This window comes from Streptomyces sp. NPDC086989, assembly GCF_044745505.1.
GTDB lineage: Bacteria > Actinomycetota > Actinomycetes > Streptomycetales > Streptomycetaceae > Streptomyces.
In genome coordinates, this window is sequence record NZ_JBIVAL010000017.1 from 110,198 (window position 1) to 125,565 (window position 15,368).

At 71.0% G+C, this 15,368-nt stretch carries 12 protein-coding genes, 1 tRNA gene and 1 pseudogene; 10 read left to right on the plus strand and 4 right to left on the minus strand.

Going from position 1 to position 15,368, the window contains the following annotated elements:
* Both ACIPK4_RS32890 and ACIPK4_RS32895 read right to left on the minus strand, forming a co-directional pair.
* Positions 1-1,022: pseudogene (locus ACIPK4_RS32890) on the minus strand (hypothetical protein); the annotation flags it as partial.
* 7 nt (positions 1,023-1,029) lie between these two features.
* Positions 1,030-2,025, minus strand: coding sequence for an SMI1/KNR4 family protein (locus ACIPK4_RS32895; RefSeq protein ID WP_402319582.1), 996 nt, complete (start codon positions 2,023-2,025; stop codon positions 1,030-1,032).
* 230 nt (positions 2,026-2,255) lie between these two features.
* Here ACIPK4_RS32895 and ACIPK4_RS32900 point away from each other — a divergent pair, with 230 nt between their 5' ends.
* Positions 2,256-2,846 carry a YwqJ-related putative deaminase gene (locus ACIPK4_RS32900; protein WP_082410678.1) on the plus strand — a complete coding sequence of 197 codons (591 nt, stop codon included), beginning with the start codon at positions 2,256-2,258 and terminating at the stop codon, positions 2,844-2,846.
* Positions 2,847-2,857: 11 nt separating this feature from the next.
* Positions 2,858-3,370, plus strand: coding sequence for an SUKH-3 domain-containing protein (locus ACIPK4_RS32905; RefSeq protein WP_402319584.1), 513 nt, complete (start codon positions 2,858-2,860; stop codon positions 3,368-3,370).
* Positions 3,371-3,914: 544 nt separating this feature from the next.
* Here ACIPK4_RS32905 and ACIPK4_RS32910 read toward each other — a convergent pair.
* A complete protein-coding gene (locus tag ACIPK4_RS32910) occupies positions 3,915-5,192 on the minus strand; it encodes a histidine kinase (protein WP_054222218.1) in 1,278 nt (425 codons plus the stop codon).
* A 131-nt stretch (positions 5,193-5,323) separates the two neighbouring features.
* On the opposite strand from ACIPK4_RS32910, the gene ACIPK4_RS32915 reads away from it, so the two are divergent.
* From ACIPK4_RS32915 to pth, 6 genes are all read left to right on the plus strand, one after another.
* A complete protein-coding gene (locus tag ACIPK4_RS32915) occupies positions 5,324-6,229 on the plus strand; it encodes a hypothetical protein (protein ID WP_402319587.1) in 906 nt (301 codons plus the stop codon).
* 11 nt (positions 6,230-6,240) lie between these two features.
* Positions 6,241-6,311, plus strand: a tRNA-Gln gene (locus ACIPK4_RS32920).
* A gap of 110 nt (positions 6,312-6,421) precedes the next feature.
* On the plus strand, positions 6,422-7,867 hold the full coding sequence (glmU, locus tag ACIPK4_RS32925) for a bifunctional UDP-N-acetylglucosamine diphosphorylase/glucosamine-1-phosphate N-acetyltransferase GlmU (protein ID WP_402319590.1): 1,446 nt from the start codon (positions 6,422-6,424) through the stop codon (positions 7,865-7,867).
* 145 nt (positions 7,868-8,012) lie between these two features.
* A complete protein-coding gene (locus ACIPK4_RS32930; protein ID WP_030297029.1) occupies positions 8,013-8,990 on the plus strand; it encodes a ribose-phosphate diphosphokinase in 978 nt (325 codons plus the stop codon).
* Positions 8,991-9,203: 213 nt separating this feature from the next.
* Positions 9,204-9,791: a 50S ribosomal protein L25/general stress protein Ctc gene (locus ACIPK4_RS32935; RefSeq protein WP_402319593.1), complete on the plus strand. Its 588-nt coding sequence runs from the start codon at positions 9,204-9,206 to the stop codon at positions 9,789-9,791.
* Positions 9,792-9,881: 90 nt separating this feature from the next.
* Positions 9,882-10,472 carry an aminoacyl-tRNA hydrolase gene (gene pth, locus ACIPK4_RS32940; RefSeq protein ID WP_402319596.1) on the plus strand — a complete coding sequence of 197 codons (591 nt, stop codon included), beginning with the start codon at positions 9,882-9,884 and terminating at the stop codon, positions 10,470-10,472.
* A gap of 70 nt (positions 10,473-10,542) precedes the next feature.
* Here pth and ppc read toward each other — a convergent pair whose 3' ends face one another.
* On the minus strand, positions 10,543-13,290 hold the full coding sequence (gene ppc, locus ACIPK4_RS32945; RefSeq protein WP_402319600.1) for a phosphoenolpyruvate carboxylase: 2,748 nt from the start codon (positions 13,288-13,290) through the stop codon (positions 10,543-10,545).
* A 329-nt stretch (positions 13,291-13,619) separates the two neighbouring features.
* Here ppc and ACIPK4_RS32950 point away from each other — a divergent pair, with 329 nt between their 5' ends.
* Together ACIPK4_RS32950 and ACIPK4_RS32955 are read left to right on the plus strand one after the other, a co-directional pair.
* The gene (locus ACIPK4_RS32950) at positions 13,620-14,636 is read left to right on the plus strand and encodes an acyl-CoA desaturase (RefSeq protein ID WP_402319603.1); all 1,017 of its coding nucleotides are present in this window, start codon (positions 13,620-13,622) and stop codon (positions 14,634-14,636) included.
* Complete coding sequence (locus ACIPK4_RS32955) at positions 14,636-15,307, plus strand: TetR family transcriptional regulator (protein ID WP_402319677.1); 672 nt, start codon at positions 14,636-14,638, stop codon at positions 15,305-15,307. The genes ACIPK4_RS32950 and ACIPK4_RS32955 overlap by 1 nt, the downstream gene beginning before the upstream one ends.
* The last annotated feature ends 61 nt before the right edge of the window (positions 15,308-15,368 follow it).

Here is a 15,368-nt window from a genome sequence, read left to right on the forward strand (position 1 = left end):
CCCAGCGAACCCGGAGCACCCGGCGGACCGGGAGGAGCAGGCGGCTGACCCGCACCCGGCGGCCCCGGAGGCGCCGGCGGCTGACCCGTCACCGCAGGACCCGCCAGCATCGTCGCAGCATGATCCAGCCCACGCCCCAGCGAACCCGGAGCACCGGGGGCCGCGGGCGGAGTCGGCGGCGTCGCGGGCGGCGTCCCCGGCGCGGAGGGCTGGGCCTTGCCCGTCGGCGCATCGTTGAGGGACCCGGCGTCCGGCCCGCCCTCGCCGGCCCCGAGGTGCAGGGCCGGGGCGATCGCGGTCTTCGGGAGACCGCTGCCCCCGGCCATCAGCGTGGTCTTGGCCTCCGAGGCGGCGCCGGGCGGCGGCCCCATGTCCTCCAGGTCCGAACCCGACAGCGGCGGCGCGAACACCGTCGCGGGCAGCGGTACGGACACGTCGTCCGCACCGGAATTCACATCGGTCCCGGCCCACGGCGTGGCCCCGACCGGCACCCCGTCGTTCGCGGACGGCTCGTACGGCACCTCGCGGCGCAGCGGAACCGCCTCCCCCGGCTCGGGCGCGGGAGCCGGCGCAGCCGGAACCGGAGCCGGAGCCGCCGGCTCAGGGGCAGACGTGGGCGCGGGAGCGGGCGCGGGCGTCGCCGACGGGATCCCCGCCCGGTCCGCAGCCTCCTGCAGCCACTCCGGCGGACTCAGCATGAAAGAGGTCTGCTCCGAGTCGATCCGCGGCGTCGGCACCGAGGCCTCCGCCACCGGCGCCGCGGCAGCCCCGTACTCCTCCTCGTACCGGCGGATCACCTCACCCACCGGCAGACCCGGCCACAGCGTCACCTCACCGCTGTCCCGCGCGATGACCAGCCGCTGCCGGCCACCACCGGACACCGGACCCGCCGCACGGTCCTCCGCCCACACCACGAACCCGAGCCCGAACTCCCGTACGCGCACCTCCCGGTGCTGGTACGCGGGCACGTCCCCGTTGATCCACTCCTCGGCGCGCTCCTGCGCCTGCGCAAACGTCACCATCGCGCCGTCACCCCTCCACCGGTGCCGCACCCGACACGGGAACCGAGCGTGCGAATCCGCCGTCCACCATCAGACCGGCCACCGTTTCCAACTCCGGCGGATTGCCCGCCAACCGCTCCAGAAAGGCATCGAAATCGGCACCGCACGGCAGCAACAAACGCTCGACGCGCTCCTGCACCGACCAGCCGTCCCGGTCACGCGCGTCGTCGTACGGGGAGAACCACACCGAGCCGACCGACGCGCCCTTCACCTTCACCGCGAGCAGACCACCCTGGGCGAAGGCCACGCACAGGTAGTCCTTCGTCAGATGGTCGCGCAGACACTTGTTGACGTACACCAGGTCGTTGACCGCCGCCTCCTCACGCACCGTGAAGAACGGCTGGTCCACCAGCACACCCAGGTCCACGTCGAGCCCGGCACCCACCGGCGCACAGCCTCCGGCCGCCTTCAGGAACGCCCGGTACGCCTCCGGCAGCCGGTACCCCAGGTCCTCCTCGACACCCTGCACCGCCTCCTCGGACACCGACACCACCGACTTCGGCAGCCCCAGATGCGCCGGACGCACCTCCTGCAACGGCCGTGTCCCGCGCTTGTCGTGGTCGACCGGCGCCGTCGCCAGCCCCGCGTGATGCCGCAGCAGCGCCTTCACCTCGACCGGGACCAGTTCCATCCGCCGCGTCTTCGCCACGTGGTGCCAGGTCCAGCCGTGCGGCGTCGCCACCGGGCCGACGGTGTCCCACAGCGCATGACCGGCCGCCTGCATCGCCGCGTTCGCGGACACGTAGTCCGTCAGCCGCAGTTCGTCCACGCCGAAGCCCTCCGGGGGCTCCGCGATCTCCACCGCGGCACGCGCGTACGGGGAGAAGTCGGGATGCCCGTCCGCGTCCATCCGTACCCCGTGGGGATGCCGAGCGGCCCGGACCGGGTCCGGGAAATGCACGACCTGCCCCGAGTACGCGGCGTTGGGTGGCACGGCCTGCTGCCCGAGCCGACCTGTCGTCATGGCGGTAGCCCCCTGCTGGATCTGGCTGGTTCACCACAGCCTATGTGCTCCGGCAAGAGGGTCACCCGCCCGTGACCCCCGGGGCCGCACGACGGCCAGGAACATCCGAATTGATACGAATATTCGACCCCGCTTCCACACGACAGGGGACATTTGACAGGCTGTCCCCTCAGCACGGGGGCGTGCGCGACAGCGGCCGGCACCGCCGCCACGGGAGGGAAGACGCGACCATGCAGAACACGGCGACACGCACAGACACGGCCGACGGCGCCTCGGAAAGGGGCACGCAGGCCGGACCGGCCGGACCCGCGGCGGGACAGACGGCCGCCCAGGCCGGCGACCCACGCCTGCGCTGGAGCAGCACCGACGGCCGGCCCGCCGCACCCGTCCTGCGCTTCCGCCGCGACGGCATCCTCCCCACCATCGCCGCCGCCCTCTCCGTACGCGGCGAAACCCTCACCGGCACCGCCGGCAAGGCCGACCAGGCACCCGCCCTGCACCCCCTCGTCCAGGACTTCCTCGACACGCTCACCAGCGGCCAGCGGGAACGCTTCACCGGCCGCTGCCCCGAGGCCATCCTGCTCTCCCGCCACCTCACCGCCGTCGAGGGCGCCCGCAGCAGACGCGCCTCCCGCAAACCCCTCACCGCGAGCGAAGCCCGCCGCGCCCTCAAACACTCCAAGATCACGGCCCGCCGCATCCGCGAGGACGGCGACCCGCTCCACGGCAGCTACGCACCCCCCTGCCGGTCCTGCGAAGCGCTCCTCGCACACTTCGGCGTACGCGCCGTCGACCTCACCCCCGCGTCAGAGAAGGCCTGACCTCCGCCACCATGACCACCTCCTCCGCCTCCTACGACCGCTCCTCGGCCACCCGCTTCCCCACCGCCGTGGACACCGCCCTGCGCACCGCCGGCTGGGAACCCGGCCGCTGGGACATCAAGCAGGCCGAGTTCTGGGCCGACGCCCTGCGGGACCACACCACCCCCGCCGGCCACCGGCACACCGTCTTCCCCGCAGCCGTCGAAGCCTGGGCGGAATTCGGCGGGCTCACCGTCACCGCCCCCGGCCCCGGCCGCCAGACCGCACCGGTCCCCGTCCACCTGGACCCCCTGACCGGCCTCCACCTGGCCCGCACCTTCGCCGACCTCGGCCGCGCCCTCTCCACCCAGCTCTGCCCACTCGGCGTCGACTCCGACGGCGGCTCGCACCTCGCCATCGACTGCGAGGGCCGCGTCTACGGCATCGACCACACCGGCGACTGGTACCTCGGCGCCGGCGTGGACGAAGCCCTCACCCTCCTGCTGACCGGCCTCCAGCCCACCCGCCTCACCACCGCCCCCTGACCACCCGCCCCCCGAAACCCTCCGCGGCGCCCGCACCGCAAAACGGTGCGGCCGCTCCGCCCCAAGCCCGCCAGGGCACGGCACGATGCGGCGCACGGCAGGGCGCGGCGGGGCCCAGCGCGAAGCTCCGCCCCAAGCCCGACAGGGAAACGGCGCGTCAGGGCCCGACCGACAGGCCCGGCGCACAGCGCCGCGGCACTCGACGCAGGACGCAGCGGAGGCCCCAGCGCAGGGCGCGGCGCGGCGCCGCACGGCAGGACCGGCGGGGCCAGCGCAGGGCGCGGCTACGCCCGAGCCCGACAGGGCAACGGCGCGGCAGGGCACGGCAGGGCACGACGCTCGCGGCACTCGGCGTACGGCAGGACCGGCGGGGCACAGCGCAGGGCGCGGCTGCGCCCCGAGCCCGACAGTGCACGGCGCGGCGCCGAAGCCCGAAGGGCACGGCGCGGCGCACGGCAGGCCCGGCGCACGGCAGGGGCGCGGCTCCGCCCGAAGCCCGGCACGGCCCGGCACGGCACCGCGCCCCGACGCGTCGCGCTCCGCGTCAGGGCCGGCGAGGACCCCGCGGGAGGACCGCCGAGACCTTGAAACCGCCCTCGTCCGTCGGGCCGGACACGAACACCCCGCCCAGACCCAGCACCCGCTCCCTCATCCCGACCAGCCCGTTCCCACCACTCGGCAGCCCCGGCTGGACCACGTCCGCCCCGCACGGCCCGTTCTCCACCTGCATGGCCACCTCATCCCCCCGATGAGCCAGCCGCACCACGACCCTCGCGCCCGGCGCATGCTTATGGCAGTTGGTCAGCGCCTCCTGCACCACCCGGTACGCCGCCTGCTCCACCTCCGCCGGATACTCCTCCCCCACACCCCGGACGTCCAGCTCCACCACCATCCCGGCCGCCCGCGACTGCCCGACCAGCACCTCCAGCTCATCCAGCGTGGGCCCCGGCCCGTCCTCGAAACCCGCACCCCCCGCCAGCGCAGCCACCGGCACCACCGCCGGAGCCCGCTTCGGCGACTCCGCCGCCCGCAGCACCCCCAGCATCTCCCGCAGCTCCGTCAACGCCTGGCGCCCCATGTCCCCCACCAGCGCCGCGTTCTTCGCCGCCCGCGCCGGATCCTTGGCCGCCACCGCCTCCAGCGCGGCCGCGTGCACCACCATCAGCGACACCCGGTGCGCCACCACGTCGTGCATCTCCCGGGCGATCCGCGTCCGCTCCTCCGTACGGGCCCACTCGGCCCGCTCCTCCGCCCGGTCCGCCAGCAGCGACAGCTCCCGCTCCAACGAGTCCGCCCGCTCCTGCAAGGACTCCATCAGCCGCCGCCGCGCCCCTATGTACAGGCCGAGCAGCACCGGCGGCACGGTCAGCGCCACCGCCACGAACACGGACAGGATGATGACGAGGGAACGCGAAGCCCCCTGGTCCCCGCTGGTCCGCAGGTACATCACCACGAACGTGGCCACCAGCGACATCGAGGCCAGCGTCGCCGTGATCCGCCGGGGCACCTCGCAGGCGGCGAGCGTGTACAGCCCGACCACCCCGAGCAGGAACCCCATCGCGGCCGGCGCCACGGCGATCCCGACCAGCACCACCGCGATCGGCCAGCGCCGCCGCAGCACCAGCGTGGACCCCACCAGGAGCCCGAACAGCACCCCGACCGCCACCGGAATCCCGGCCTCGCGCGCGAAGGGAACCCCCTCGACGGCACACTCGACGGCCGACACCGCCGCCAGCCCCACGTCCAGCACGGCCCCGCGCCGCCGCTCCCACCACAGCGGCCCGTCCCGCCCGGCCCCGTGCTCTTCCCCCGTATAGGTCATGCCGTCCAGCGTACGCAGCGCCCACAGCACAATCCCGAACGGATTTCCGGCGAACCGAAGGCGATCGCACGTACGGCTGAATCGTCCACTGAGCGGGACCTGAATCCCGCATTCCGGACGACATTGGCGACATGACCGATATCCGACGTCGCCCGGGCGACGGCACAGGCGGCCTCCGTACGGGAACGACCACCTTCGAAGCCCTCCGCGAGCAGGCCGTCGCCCTCCGCCGCGAGGGCCTCAGCCGCCGCCAGATCCGCGACCGCCTGCACGTCCACAACAACGACATCCTCAACCGCCTCCTGGACGGCGAACCGGCACCCGAATGGACGAAGCGCCCCCACGCGAAGGACGACCTCCGCGCCAAGGCCCGAGAACTCCGCCTCCGGGGCCTCACCTACGACCAGATCCAGGTCGAGTTGGGCTGCTCGAAGAGCTCGATCTCCCTCTGGGTCCGCGACCTCCCCAAGCCGGATCGGCAGCGCACACCGGAAGAGTCTTCGGCAATTGCCCGGCAGGGGTGGGAGCGCACCCTCGAGGTCCGCGAGCAGGACCGCCGCGAGACTAAGCGAGCCGCAACCGCCGAGGTCGGCACCTTGTCGGAGCGCGAGCTCTTCCTCATCGGCGTCAGCCTCTATTGGTCCGAGGGCAGCAAGGACAAGGCGTACGACCGCCGTGAACGCGTGATCTTCGTGAACAGCGATCCCGGAATGGTGGGCGTCTACCTCGCTTGGCTGCGCCTGCTTGGAGTCGAAGAGGAGCACCTGCGGTATGCCGTCACCATCCACGAGACCGCAGACGTCGCCGGCGCGGAGAGATTCTGGGCGGAGCTCACCGGGGCCGCCCCCGGCCAGTTCCTCAAGACCACGCTCAAGCGGCACAATCCGACGACCGTCCGGAAGAACACCGGCGAGCACTACTACGGCTGCCTCGCCGTTCGCGTACTCCAAAGCGCCGGTCTGTACCGTCGCATCGAGGGCTGGTGGTGCGGCATAGTAGGGGCTGCATCGCAGTTCGATCAGCCATATCGGACATAAACGGCGAACTATCCCGAGTCGTCTAATGGCAGGACAAATGGTTTTGGTCCATTGAATGAGGGTTCGATTCCTTCCTCGGGAGCTTCGCAAGTTCGGGTCCTGACCTCCACGGTCGGGACCCGGCCTCGTTCCCGGGGTGTAACGCCCCGGTATCCTTCACGGGTCCACCACCCGAAGCCGAAGGGCATCCCCGTGAGCGCCAACCGCCCGGCAGCCGTCGTCGTACTCGCAGCGGGTGAAGGCACCCGCATGAAGTCGGCCACTCCCAAGGTTCTGCACGAGATCTGCGGGCGTTCGCTCGTGGGACACGTCGTCGCCGCCTCGCGCGAGCTGGACCCGGCGCACCTCGTGGTCGTCGTCGGCCACGCCCGCGAGCAGGTCACCGCGCACCTCGCGGACATCGACGCCGGCGTGCGCACCGCCGTCCAGTACGAGCAGAACGGCACCGGTCACGCCGTCCGCATGGCCCTCGAAGAGCTCGGCGGGCAGCCGTCCGGCACGGTCGTCGTCGTCTGCGGCGACACCCCGCTGCTGACGGGCGAGACCCTCGGGCAGCTCGTGCAGACGCACGAGGCCGACGGCAACGCCGTCACCGTGCTCACCGCCGAGGTCCCGGACTCCACCGGCTACGGCCGGATCATCCGCGGCGAGGACGGGGCCGTGACGGCCATCGTCGAGCACAAGGACGCCACCGACGCGCAGCGTGCGATCCAGGAGATCAACTCCGGGGTCTTCGCCTTCGACGGCGCGCTGCTCGCGGACGCCCTCGGGAAGGTCCGTACGGACAACAGCCAGGGCGAGGAGTACCTCACGGACGTGCTCGGCATCCTGCGCGAGGCCGGTCACCGGGTGGGTGCGGCCGTGGGCGGCGACCACCGGCAGATCCTGGGGATCAACAACCGCGTGCAGCTCGCGGAGGCCCGTGCGCTGCTCAACGCGCGTCTGCTGGAGCGGGCGATGCTCGCGGGCGTGACGGTCGTGGATCCGGCGAGCACGTTCGTGGACGTGACGGTGACGTTCGGGCAGGACGCGGTCGTCCACCCGGGTACGCAGCTGTTGGGTGCGACGCACGTGGCCGAGGGGGCCGAGGTGGGTCCGAACACGCGGCTGAAGGACACGTGGGTGGGTCCGCGGGCGCGGGTGGACAACACGGTGGCGGACACGGCGGTGGTCGGGGAGTCGGCGTCGGTGGGTCCGTTCGCGTACCTGCGTCCGGGGACGAACCTGGGCGCGAAGGCGAAGGCGGGCACGTACGTCGAGATGAAGAACGCGACGATCGGTGAGGGCACGAAGGTGCCGCACCTGTCGTACGTGGGTGACGCGACGATCGGCGAGTACAGCAACATCGGCGCGGCCAGCGTGTTCGTGAACTACGACGGCGAGCACAAGCACCACACCACGGTCGGCTCACACTGCAAGACGGGTTCGGACAACATGTTTGTGGCTCCCGTCACGATCGGGGACGGGGCGTACACCGCGGCCGGCTCGGTGATCACGAAGGACGTGCCGCCCGGTGCGCTGGCCGTGGCCCGCGGTCAGCAGCGGAATATCGAGGGCTGGGTGGCTCGCAAGCGTCCGGGAAGTGCCGCTGCGACGGCGGCTCAGTCGGCGGTCCGGGAGGACGCGGACCCGCGTTGAGGCCTCGTTGAGGTGAACTGACCGGAAACAGGTACGCCCGGGACGGCGTACCGTGATAGGTGCACGCAATTCGGCTGGCTCACCGTGTGCGGGACGGACGCACACGGGGGCGAGCAGCTTTCAACACGTCTGAGGAGACTGTGCTGTGACCGGGATCAAGACGACCGGCGAGAAGAAGCTGATGCTCTTCTCCGGCCGCGCCCACCCCGAGCTGGCCGAGGAGGTTGCGCATCAGCTGGGCGTCGCCCTCGTGCCGACCAAGGCTTTCGACTTCGCGAACGGTGAGATCTACGTTCGTTTCCAGGAGTCGGCTCGTGGCGCGGACTGCTTCCTGATCCAGAGCCACACGGCTCCGATCAATAAGTGGATCATGGAGCAGCTGATCATGATCGACGCGCTGAAGCGTGCGTCGGCCCGCTCCATCACCGTGATCATCCCGTCCTACGGGTACGCCCGTCAGGACAAGAAGCACAAGGGCCGGGAGCCGATCTCGGCGCGTCTGGTGGCCGATCTGCTGAAGACCGCGGGTGCGGACCGCATCCTGACGGTCGACCTGCACACGGACCAGATCCAGGGCTTCTTCGACGGTCCGGTGGACCACCTGTCGGCGCTGCCGGTGCTGGCGGACTACGTGGGCGCGAAGGTGGACCGCACGAAGCTGACGATCGTGTCCCCGGACGCCGGTCGTGTGCGGGTGGCGGACCGCTGGTGTGACCGTCTGGACGCTCCGCTGGCGATCGTGCACAAGCGCCGTGACAAGGACGTCGCGAACCAGGTGACGGTCCACGAGGTCGTCGGTGAGGTCCGGGGCCGGGTCTGCGTCCTGGTCGACGACATGATCGACACCGGTGGCACGATCTGCGCCGCGGCCGATGCGTTGTTCGCGCACGGTGCGGAGGACGTGATCGTGACGGCCACGCACGGCATCCTGTCGGGGCCGGCCGCGGACCGTCTGAAGAACTCGAAGGTCAGCGAGTTCATCTTCACGAACACCCTGCCGGACCCGTCCGACCTGGAGCTCGACAAGATCACGGTCCTGTCGATCGCGCCGATGGTCGCGCGTGCGGTGCGCGAGGTCTTCGAGGACGGTTCGGTCACGAGCCTGTTCGAAGAGCAGCAGTAGTAAGCAGCAGTAGTAGGCAGCAGGACCAGCGGTAGCGGTACGGGACAGAGATCCTTTTGGGTGCGGCCTTCCGCGCCGGGTACACTCTTCGAGTTGCTCGGCGAGGGAGGCCGCACCTGTTGGTGCCGGTGCTCCGTTATCGACGCGCTCTTCGTAGCAGGCCGTTCAGGCCGGGTGACTGTGTCCTTTTCCATCACCCCACGAGGAGTGAGCATGTCCGAGGTCAAGCTTTCCGCTGCCACCCGTACCAACTTCGGCAAGGGCGCTGCCCGTCAGGCCCGTCGTGACGGTCTGGTTCCCGGTGTCATCTACGGTCACGGCACCGACCCGAAGCACGTCGACGTCGAGGGTCACGGCCTGATGATGGCCCTGAAGACCCCGAACGTCCTGCTCTCCCTGAACATCAAGGGCGGCGGCACCGAGCTGGTCATCCCGAAGGCCGTCCAGCGTCACCCGGTCAAGCGCACGCTGACCCACGTCGACTTCCTGATCGTCCAGAAGGGCGAGAAGGTCACCGTCGAGGTCCCCGTCGTCACCGAGGGTGACCTGGCCCCCGGCGCGAACATGCTGGAGACCCTGCTGACCACCGTTTCGGTCGAGGCCGAGGCCACCCACATCCCGACCGAGGTCACCGTCTCCATCGAGGGCCTCGAGGCCGGCGCGACCATCCACGCGTCCGACCTGGTCCTGCCGGCCGGCACCACGCTGGCCGTCGACGGCGAGACCGCCGTTCTGCAGGTCGTCGCCCCGCAGGCCGAGGAGCCGGCCGCCGAGGCCGCCACCGAGGGCGAAGAGGCCTGAGCCTCGCTTTTCCACCTCAGCACTTGCTGAACGACCGCCGTCCGGCTCCACTGGGAGCGGGACGGCGGTCGTCCTCGTTAAGGAGCATGGATGTCGGACGATGCGGCGCCGTGGCTGATCGTCGGCCTCGGTAATCCCGGGGCGGAGTACGCGGGCAACCGCCACAACATCGGGTTCATGGTGGTGGATCTGCTGGCGGAGCGGATGCGCGGGAAGTTCAAGGCGCACAAGGCGCGGGCGCAGGTGGTCGAGGGCCGGATGGGTCCGCCGGGGCCGGCGAACCGCCGGGTGGTGCTGGCGAAGCCCATGTCGTTCATGAACCTGTCGGGCGGCCCGGTGACGGCGCTGCGCGACTTCTACAAGGTGCCGCTGGACCGGATCGTGGCGGTCCACGACGAGCTGGACATCGACTATCCGACGCTGCGGCTGAAGCTGGGCGGCGGGGACAACGGGCACAACGGCCTGAAGTCGATGACGAAGTCGATGGGCGCGGACTACCACCGGGTGCGGTGCGGGATCGGGCGTCCGCCGGGCCGTATGCAGGTGGCGGACTTCGTGCTGAAGGACTTCTCGTCGGCGGAGCGCAAGGAGCTGGACTGGTTCGTGGACCGGGCGGCGGATTCCGTGGAGTGCCTGATCGCGGAGGGTCTGGAGCGCGCCCAGTCGGCGTACAACTCCTGACCGCCCGACGTACGAGGGCCCCCGCCGTCCGGTCCGGACGGCGGGGGCCCTCGTGCGTTGCGGGCGGGGGTCAGCCGGTGTTGCGCAGGCCGGCGGCGACGCCGTTGACGGTGAGCAGCAGGGCTCGGGCGAGCAGCGGGTCGGGGTCCTCGCCGCGTTCGGCGGCGGCGCGCTGGCGGGCGAGGAGGGAGACCTGGAGGTAGGAGATGGGGTCGAGGTAGGCGTCGCGGACGGCGAAGGTCTGCTGGAGGACGGGGTGGGAGTCGAGGAGCTTCTCGCCACCGGTGATGCGCAGGACTTCGCGGACGGTGAGCTCGTGTTCGGCTTCGATGCGGGTGAACACGTGCTTGAGCTCGTCGGGGACGAGGGTGTCGACGTAGTGGCGGGCGATCCGCAGGTCGGTCTTGGCCAGCGTCATCTCGACGTTGGAGAGGAAGTTGCGGAAGAAGTGCCAGCGCTCGCCCATCTCGGTGAGGGCGGTTTCGCCGCCGGCTTCGCGCAGGGCCTTGAGGCCGGAGCCGACGCCGTACCAGCCGGGGACGATCTGGCGGGACTGGGTCCAGCCGAAGACCCAGGGGATGGCGCGCAGGCCGTCGAGGCCGGCCCCGGAGTCGGGGCGGCGGGAGGGGCGCGAGCCGAGGTGGAGGTCGGCGAGCTGGTCGACGGGGGTGGCGGCGAAGAAGTAGGCGGGCAGGTCGGGGTCTTCGACGAGGGCGCGGTAGGCGGCGTGGGCGGCGTCGGAGACGGTGTCCATGGCCGCGTCCCAGCGGGCGAGGTCGTCGTGGGACTGGCGGGGTGCGGTGTGCAGGGCGGAGGCCTGGAGGGTGGCCGCGACGGTCAGCTCCAGGTTTTCGCGGGCCAGTGAGGGGACGAGGTACTTGTCGGAGATGACCTCGCCCTGTTCGGTGACCTTGATCTCGCCTTCGAGGGTGCCCCAGGGCTGGGCGAGGATCGCGTCGTGGGAGGGGCCGCCGCCGCGGCCGACGGTGCCGCCGCGGCCGTGGAAGAGGCGCAGGCGTACGCCGTAGCGGTGGGCGACGTCGCGCAGGCGGCGCTGGGCGCGGTGGATCTCCCACTGGCTGGTGGTGATGCCGCCGAACTTGGAGGAGTCGGAGTAGCCGAGCATGACCTCCTGGACGTCGCCGCGCAGGGAGACGAGGCGCCGGTAGGAGGGGTCGGCGAGCATCTCGTCGAGGATGACGTCGGCGGCGCGGAGCTCGTCGGTGGTTTCCAGGAGCGGGACGATGCCGATCTTGGCCCAGCCTGCGTGGAGGTCGATGAGGCCGGCTTCGCGGGCGAGGACGGCGGCGGCGAAGACGTCGTCGGCGCCCTGGCACATCGAGATGATGTAGGACTCGATGACTTCGGGGCCGAACTTCTCGAAGGCGTCCTTGATGGCGAAGAAGACGCCGAGGGTCTTGTGGCCGGCGGCGTCGAGGGGTGCGGGGGTGGGGGCGAGGGGGCGCCGGGAGCGGAGTTCCTTGGCGAGGAGCTTGCCGCGGTAGTCGCGGGGCATGTCGGCGTAGCGCCAGGATTCCTCGCCGAGGCGGTCGAAGAGCTGGCCGAGGGCGTGGTGGTGGGCGTCGGCGTGTTCGCGGACGTCCATGGTGGCGAGCTGGAGGCCGAACGCGGCGAGGGTGCGGATGGTGCGGTCCATGCGGCCGTCGGCGAAGAGGGCGCCGCGGTGTTCGCGCAGGGAGGTCTGGATGAGGGTGAGGTCGGCGAGGAGCTCGGCGGTGCCGAGGTAGTCGCGGCCCTCCTCGTGGGGGGTGCCCTTGGCGAGGCGTTCGCGGGTGTTGACGAGCTTCTGCCGGATGCAGGTGGCCTTGAGGCGGTAGGGCTCTTCGGCGTTGAGCCGCTTGTAGCGCGGGCTGATCTCGGGGAGGCGTTCGAGGTCGGCCTGGAGGGAGGAGAGGAGTTCCTCGGTGGCGCCGGTGTAGCGGATGGAGTTGGAGAGCAGGCCGCGCAGGAAGTCGACGAGTTCGAGGGCGTCGGTGATGCCGTGTTCGTGCTGGAGGATCAGTACGTCGCGGGTGACGTCGGGGGTGACGTTGGGGTTGCCGTCGCGGTCGCCGCCGATCCAGGTGCCGAAGGTGAGGGGGCGGGTGCCGGCGGGCAGCTCGACGCCGACGCGCTGGAGCTCGGCGGCGAGGTCCTCGAGGACGTCGCCGACGGCGCCGGCGTGCAGCTCGTCGAGGTAGTAGATGGCGTTGCGGGCCTCGTCGGCGGGTTCGGGGCGCACGACGCGGAGCTCGTCGGTCTGCCAGACGAGGTCGATGTTCTCGGCGAGGCGCAGGTCGTGGCGGCGGCGTTCGCCGGCTCCGGAGACGGGCTCTTCGAGCAGGGCGGCGATGCGGCGCAGCTTGTTGAGGACGCTGCGGCGGGCCGCTTCGGTGGGGTGCGCGGTGAAGACGGGGCGCACGTTGAGGTTGCGGACCGTTTCGCGCAGGTGCTCGGGGTCGGCGTCCTTGAGCATGTCGGCGGTGCGGGCGAGGAGCCCGCCTTCGGCGGCGCGGTGGGCGCGCAGTTCCTTGCCGCGGTGGACCTGTTCGGTGACGTTGGCGAGGTGGAAGTAGGTGGAGAAGGCGCGCACCAGCTTGGCGGCGGTCTCCAGGTCGGTGTCGCCGAGCAGTGCGGCGGCGGCTTCGCCGTCGGTGCGGGTCAGGGCGCGCACTTGTTCGACGAGGTCGAGGAGTTCTTGGCCTTCCTGGCGGACGAGGGTCTCGCCGAGGAGGTCCCCGAGGCGGCGGATGTCCGCTCGCAGTTCCGCGTTGGCGGCGGTGGCCGGGGTGGAGGAGGCCTGGTCAGCACTGCTCACAGGTGCGGCTCCTTGCAGTGTTCGAGCGCTACTGGGAGGTGGGCTCCGGGATGCGCGGGGGTGTCCCCCACCTGGTGCGCAGCTCGGCTGCCCGTGCGGACCGCGCTGTCCGACGACAACAGGATAGGTGTCCTGGCCTGGTGCCTCGCTAAACGTCTCACCAGGCGGCGCGCGGGCGGTGGCGGGCGCCCTCGAGAACGCCTCGGGCGCGGCCGTGCTCCTCTTGTCGTGGGCTCCGGCTTTGCCATACTTACGTTGCCGTAGGTTACGCATCCGTAGCCTGGGCAGGCGCAAGGCGTCTGCCGATTCCTCACCCCCAGGGGACCCTCATGACCACCAGTCCCGAGCTGATCGAGGGCGCCTCGGCGGCCTCCGATTCCGATCCAGATTCCGGTTCCGGTGCAGGTGCCGGTGCCGCCGTGCCCTCCGCGACGCTGGGGGGCGAGAGCAAGCGGTCCGTGGAGCAGATCGCCCTGCTGTTGTTCATCGTCGTTCCCTTCCTGGCCCTGCTGGCGGCGGTTCCGCTGGTCTGGGGCTGGGGGGTGAGCTGGCTGGATCTCGGCCTGATGGTGTTCATGTACTTCCTGGCCTGCCACGGGATCACGATCGGTTTCCACCGGTACTTCACGCACGGTTCCTTCAAGGCGAAGCGGCCCCTGCGGATCGTGCTGGCCGTGATGGGTTCGATGGCGGTGGAGGGGCCGCTGGTGCGCTGGGTGGCGGATCACCGCAAGCACCACAAGTTCTCCGACCACGAGGGCGACCCGCATTCGCCGTGGCGGTTCGGGGAGACCGTCCCGGCGCTGATGAAGGGCCTGTGGTGGGCGCACATCGGGTGGCTGTTCGACGAGGAGCAGACCAATCAGCAGAAGTACGCCCCCGACCTGATCAAGGATCCGGCGATCCGGCGGATCTCGCGTGACTTCGTGCTCTGGACGATCGTGTCGCTGGCGATCCCGCCGCTGGTCGGGGGCCTGGTGACGATGTCGTGGTGGGGTGCGTTCACGGCGTTCTTCTGGGGCTCGCTGGTGCGCGTCGCGCTGCTGCACCACGTGACGTGGTCGATCAATTCGATCTGTCACGCGGTGGGCAAGCGTCCGTTCAAGTCGCGCGACCGTTCCGGCAACGTGTGGTGGCTCGCGGTGCTCTCGTGCGGGGAGTCCTGGCACAACCTGCACCACGCGGACCCGACGTCGGCCCGGCACGGTGTGCTGCGCGGCCAGGTCGACTCCAGTGCCCGTCTGATCCGCTGGTTCGAGCTCGCGGGGTGGGCGACGGACGTGCGCTGGCCGTCCGGTGCCCGCCTCGATGCCCGGCGCAGGGAAAACGCGTCGAACGCGGCATGATGGGGGACGTGGCGATCGACGGCAGCAGTTCCAGCAGCGACAAGACCCGGCGCGGCCGCCGGGTCCGGATGACGGGCGCCGAGCGGCGTCAGCAACTGCTGGACGTCGGCCGCACCCTGTTCGCGGAGAAGGGCTTCGAGGGCACGTCGGTGGAGGAGATCGCGGCGAAGGCCGGGGTGTCCAAGCCGGTGGTGTACGAGCACTTCGGGGGCAAGGAGGGCCTGTACGCGGTCGTCGTGGACCGGGAGATGCGCCAGCTGCTGGACGGGGTGACGGGCGCGCTGACGGCCGGGCATCCGCGGGAGCTGCTGGAGCAGGCGGCGTTCGCGCTGCTGGACTACATCGAGTCCTATACGGACGGGTTCCGCATCCTGGTGCGGGACTCGCCGGTCGCGCAGTCGACGGGCACGTTCGCGTCGCTGATCAGCGATATCGCGACGCAGGTCGAGGACATTCTGGGCCTGGAGTTCAAGGCGCGGGGCTTCGACCCGAAGCTGGCCCCGCTGTATGCGCAGGCGCTGGTCGGGATGGTCGCCCTGACGGGGCAGTGGTGGCTGGACGTGCGCCGGCCGAAGAAGGCGGAGGTCGCGGCGCACCTGGTGAACCTGGCCTGGCACGGGCTGGACGGGCTGGAGTCGAAGCCACGGCTGGTGGGCCACCGCAGGAGCTGATCTACCCGGTCGCCCGGTCACGCCGGAAGCGAAAGGTTGTACGGGAAACCTCTTTGACCTC

Excerpts from the sequence above, each read along its gene's own strand:
- ACIPK4_RS32950 (WP_402319603.1), top strand. The coding sequence starts at position 13,620 with ATGACCACCAGTCCCGAGCTGATCGAGGGCGCCTCGGCGGCCTCCGAT.
- pth (WP_402319596.1), top strand. The coding sequence starts at position 9,882 with ATGTCGGACGATGCGGCGCCGTGGCTGATCGTCGGCCTCGGTAATCCC.
- ACIPK4_RS32935 (WP_402319593.1), top strand. The coding sequence starts at position 9,204 with ATGTCCGAGGTCAAGCTTTCCGCTGCCACCCGTACCAACTTCGGCAAG.
- ACIPK4_RS32955 (WP_402319677.1), top strand. The coding sequence starts at position 14,636 with ATGGGGGACGTGGCGATCGACGGCAGCAGTTCCAGCAGCGACAAGACC.
- ACIPK4_RS32910 (WP_054222218.1), bottom strand. The coding sequence starts at position 5,192 with ATGACCTATACGGGGGAAGAGCACGGGGCCGGGCGGGACGGGCCGCTG.
- ACIPK4_RS32895 (WP_402319582.1), bottom strand. The coding sequence starts at position 2,025 with ATGACGACAGGTCGGCTCGGGCAGCAGGCCGTGCCACCCAACGCCGCG.
- ACIPK4_RS32915 (WP_402319587.1), top strand. The coding sequence starts at position 5,324 with ATGACCGATATCCGACGTCGCCCGGGCGACGGCACAGGCGGCCTCCGT.
- ACIPK4_RS32900 (WP_082410678.1), top strand. The coding sequence starts at position 2,256 with ATGCAGAACACGGCGACACGCACAGACACGGCCGACGGCGCCTCGGAA.
- ACIPK4_RS32905 (WP_402319584.1), top strand. The coding sequence starts at position 2,858 with ATGACCACCTCCTCCGCCTCCTACGACCGCTCCTCGGCCACCCGCTTC.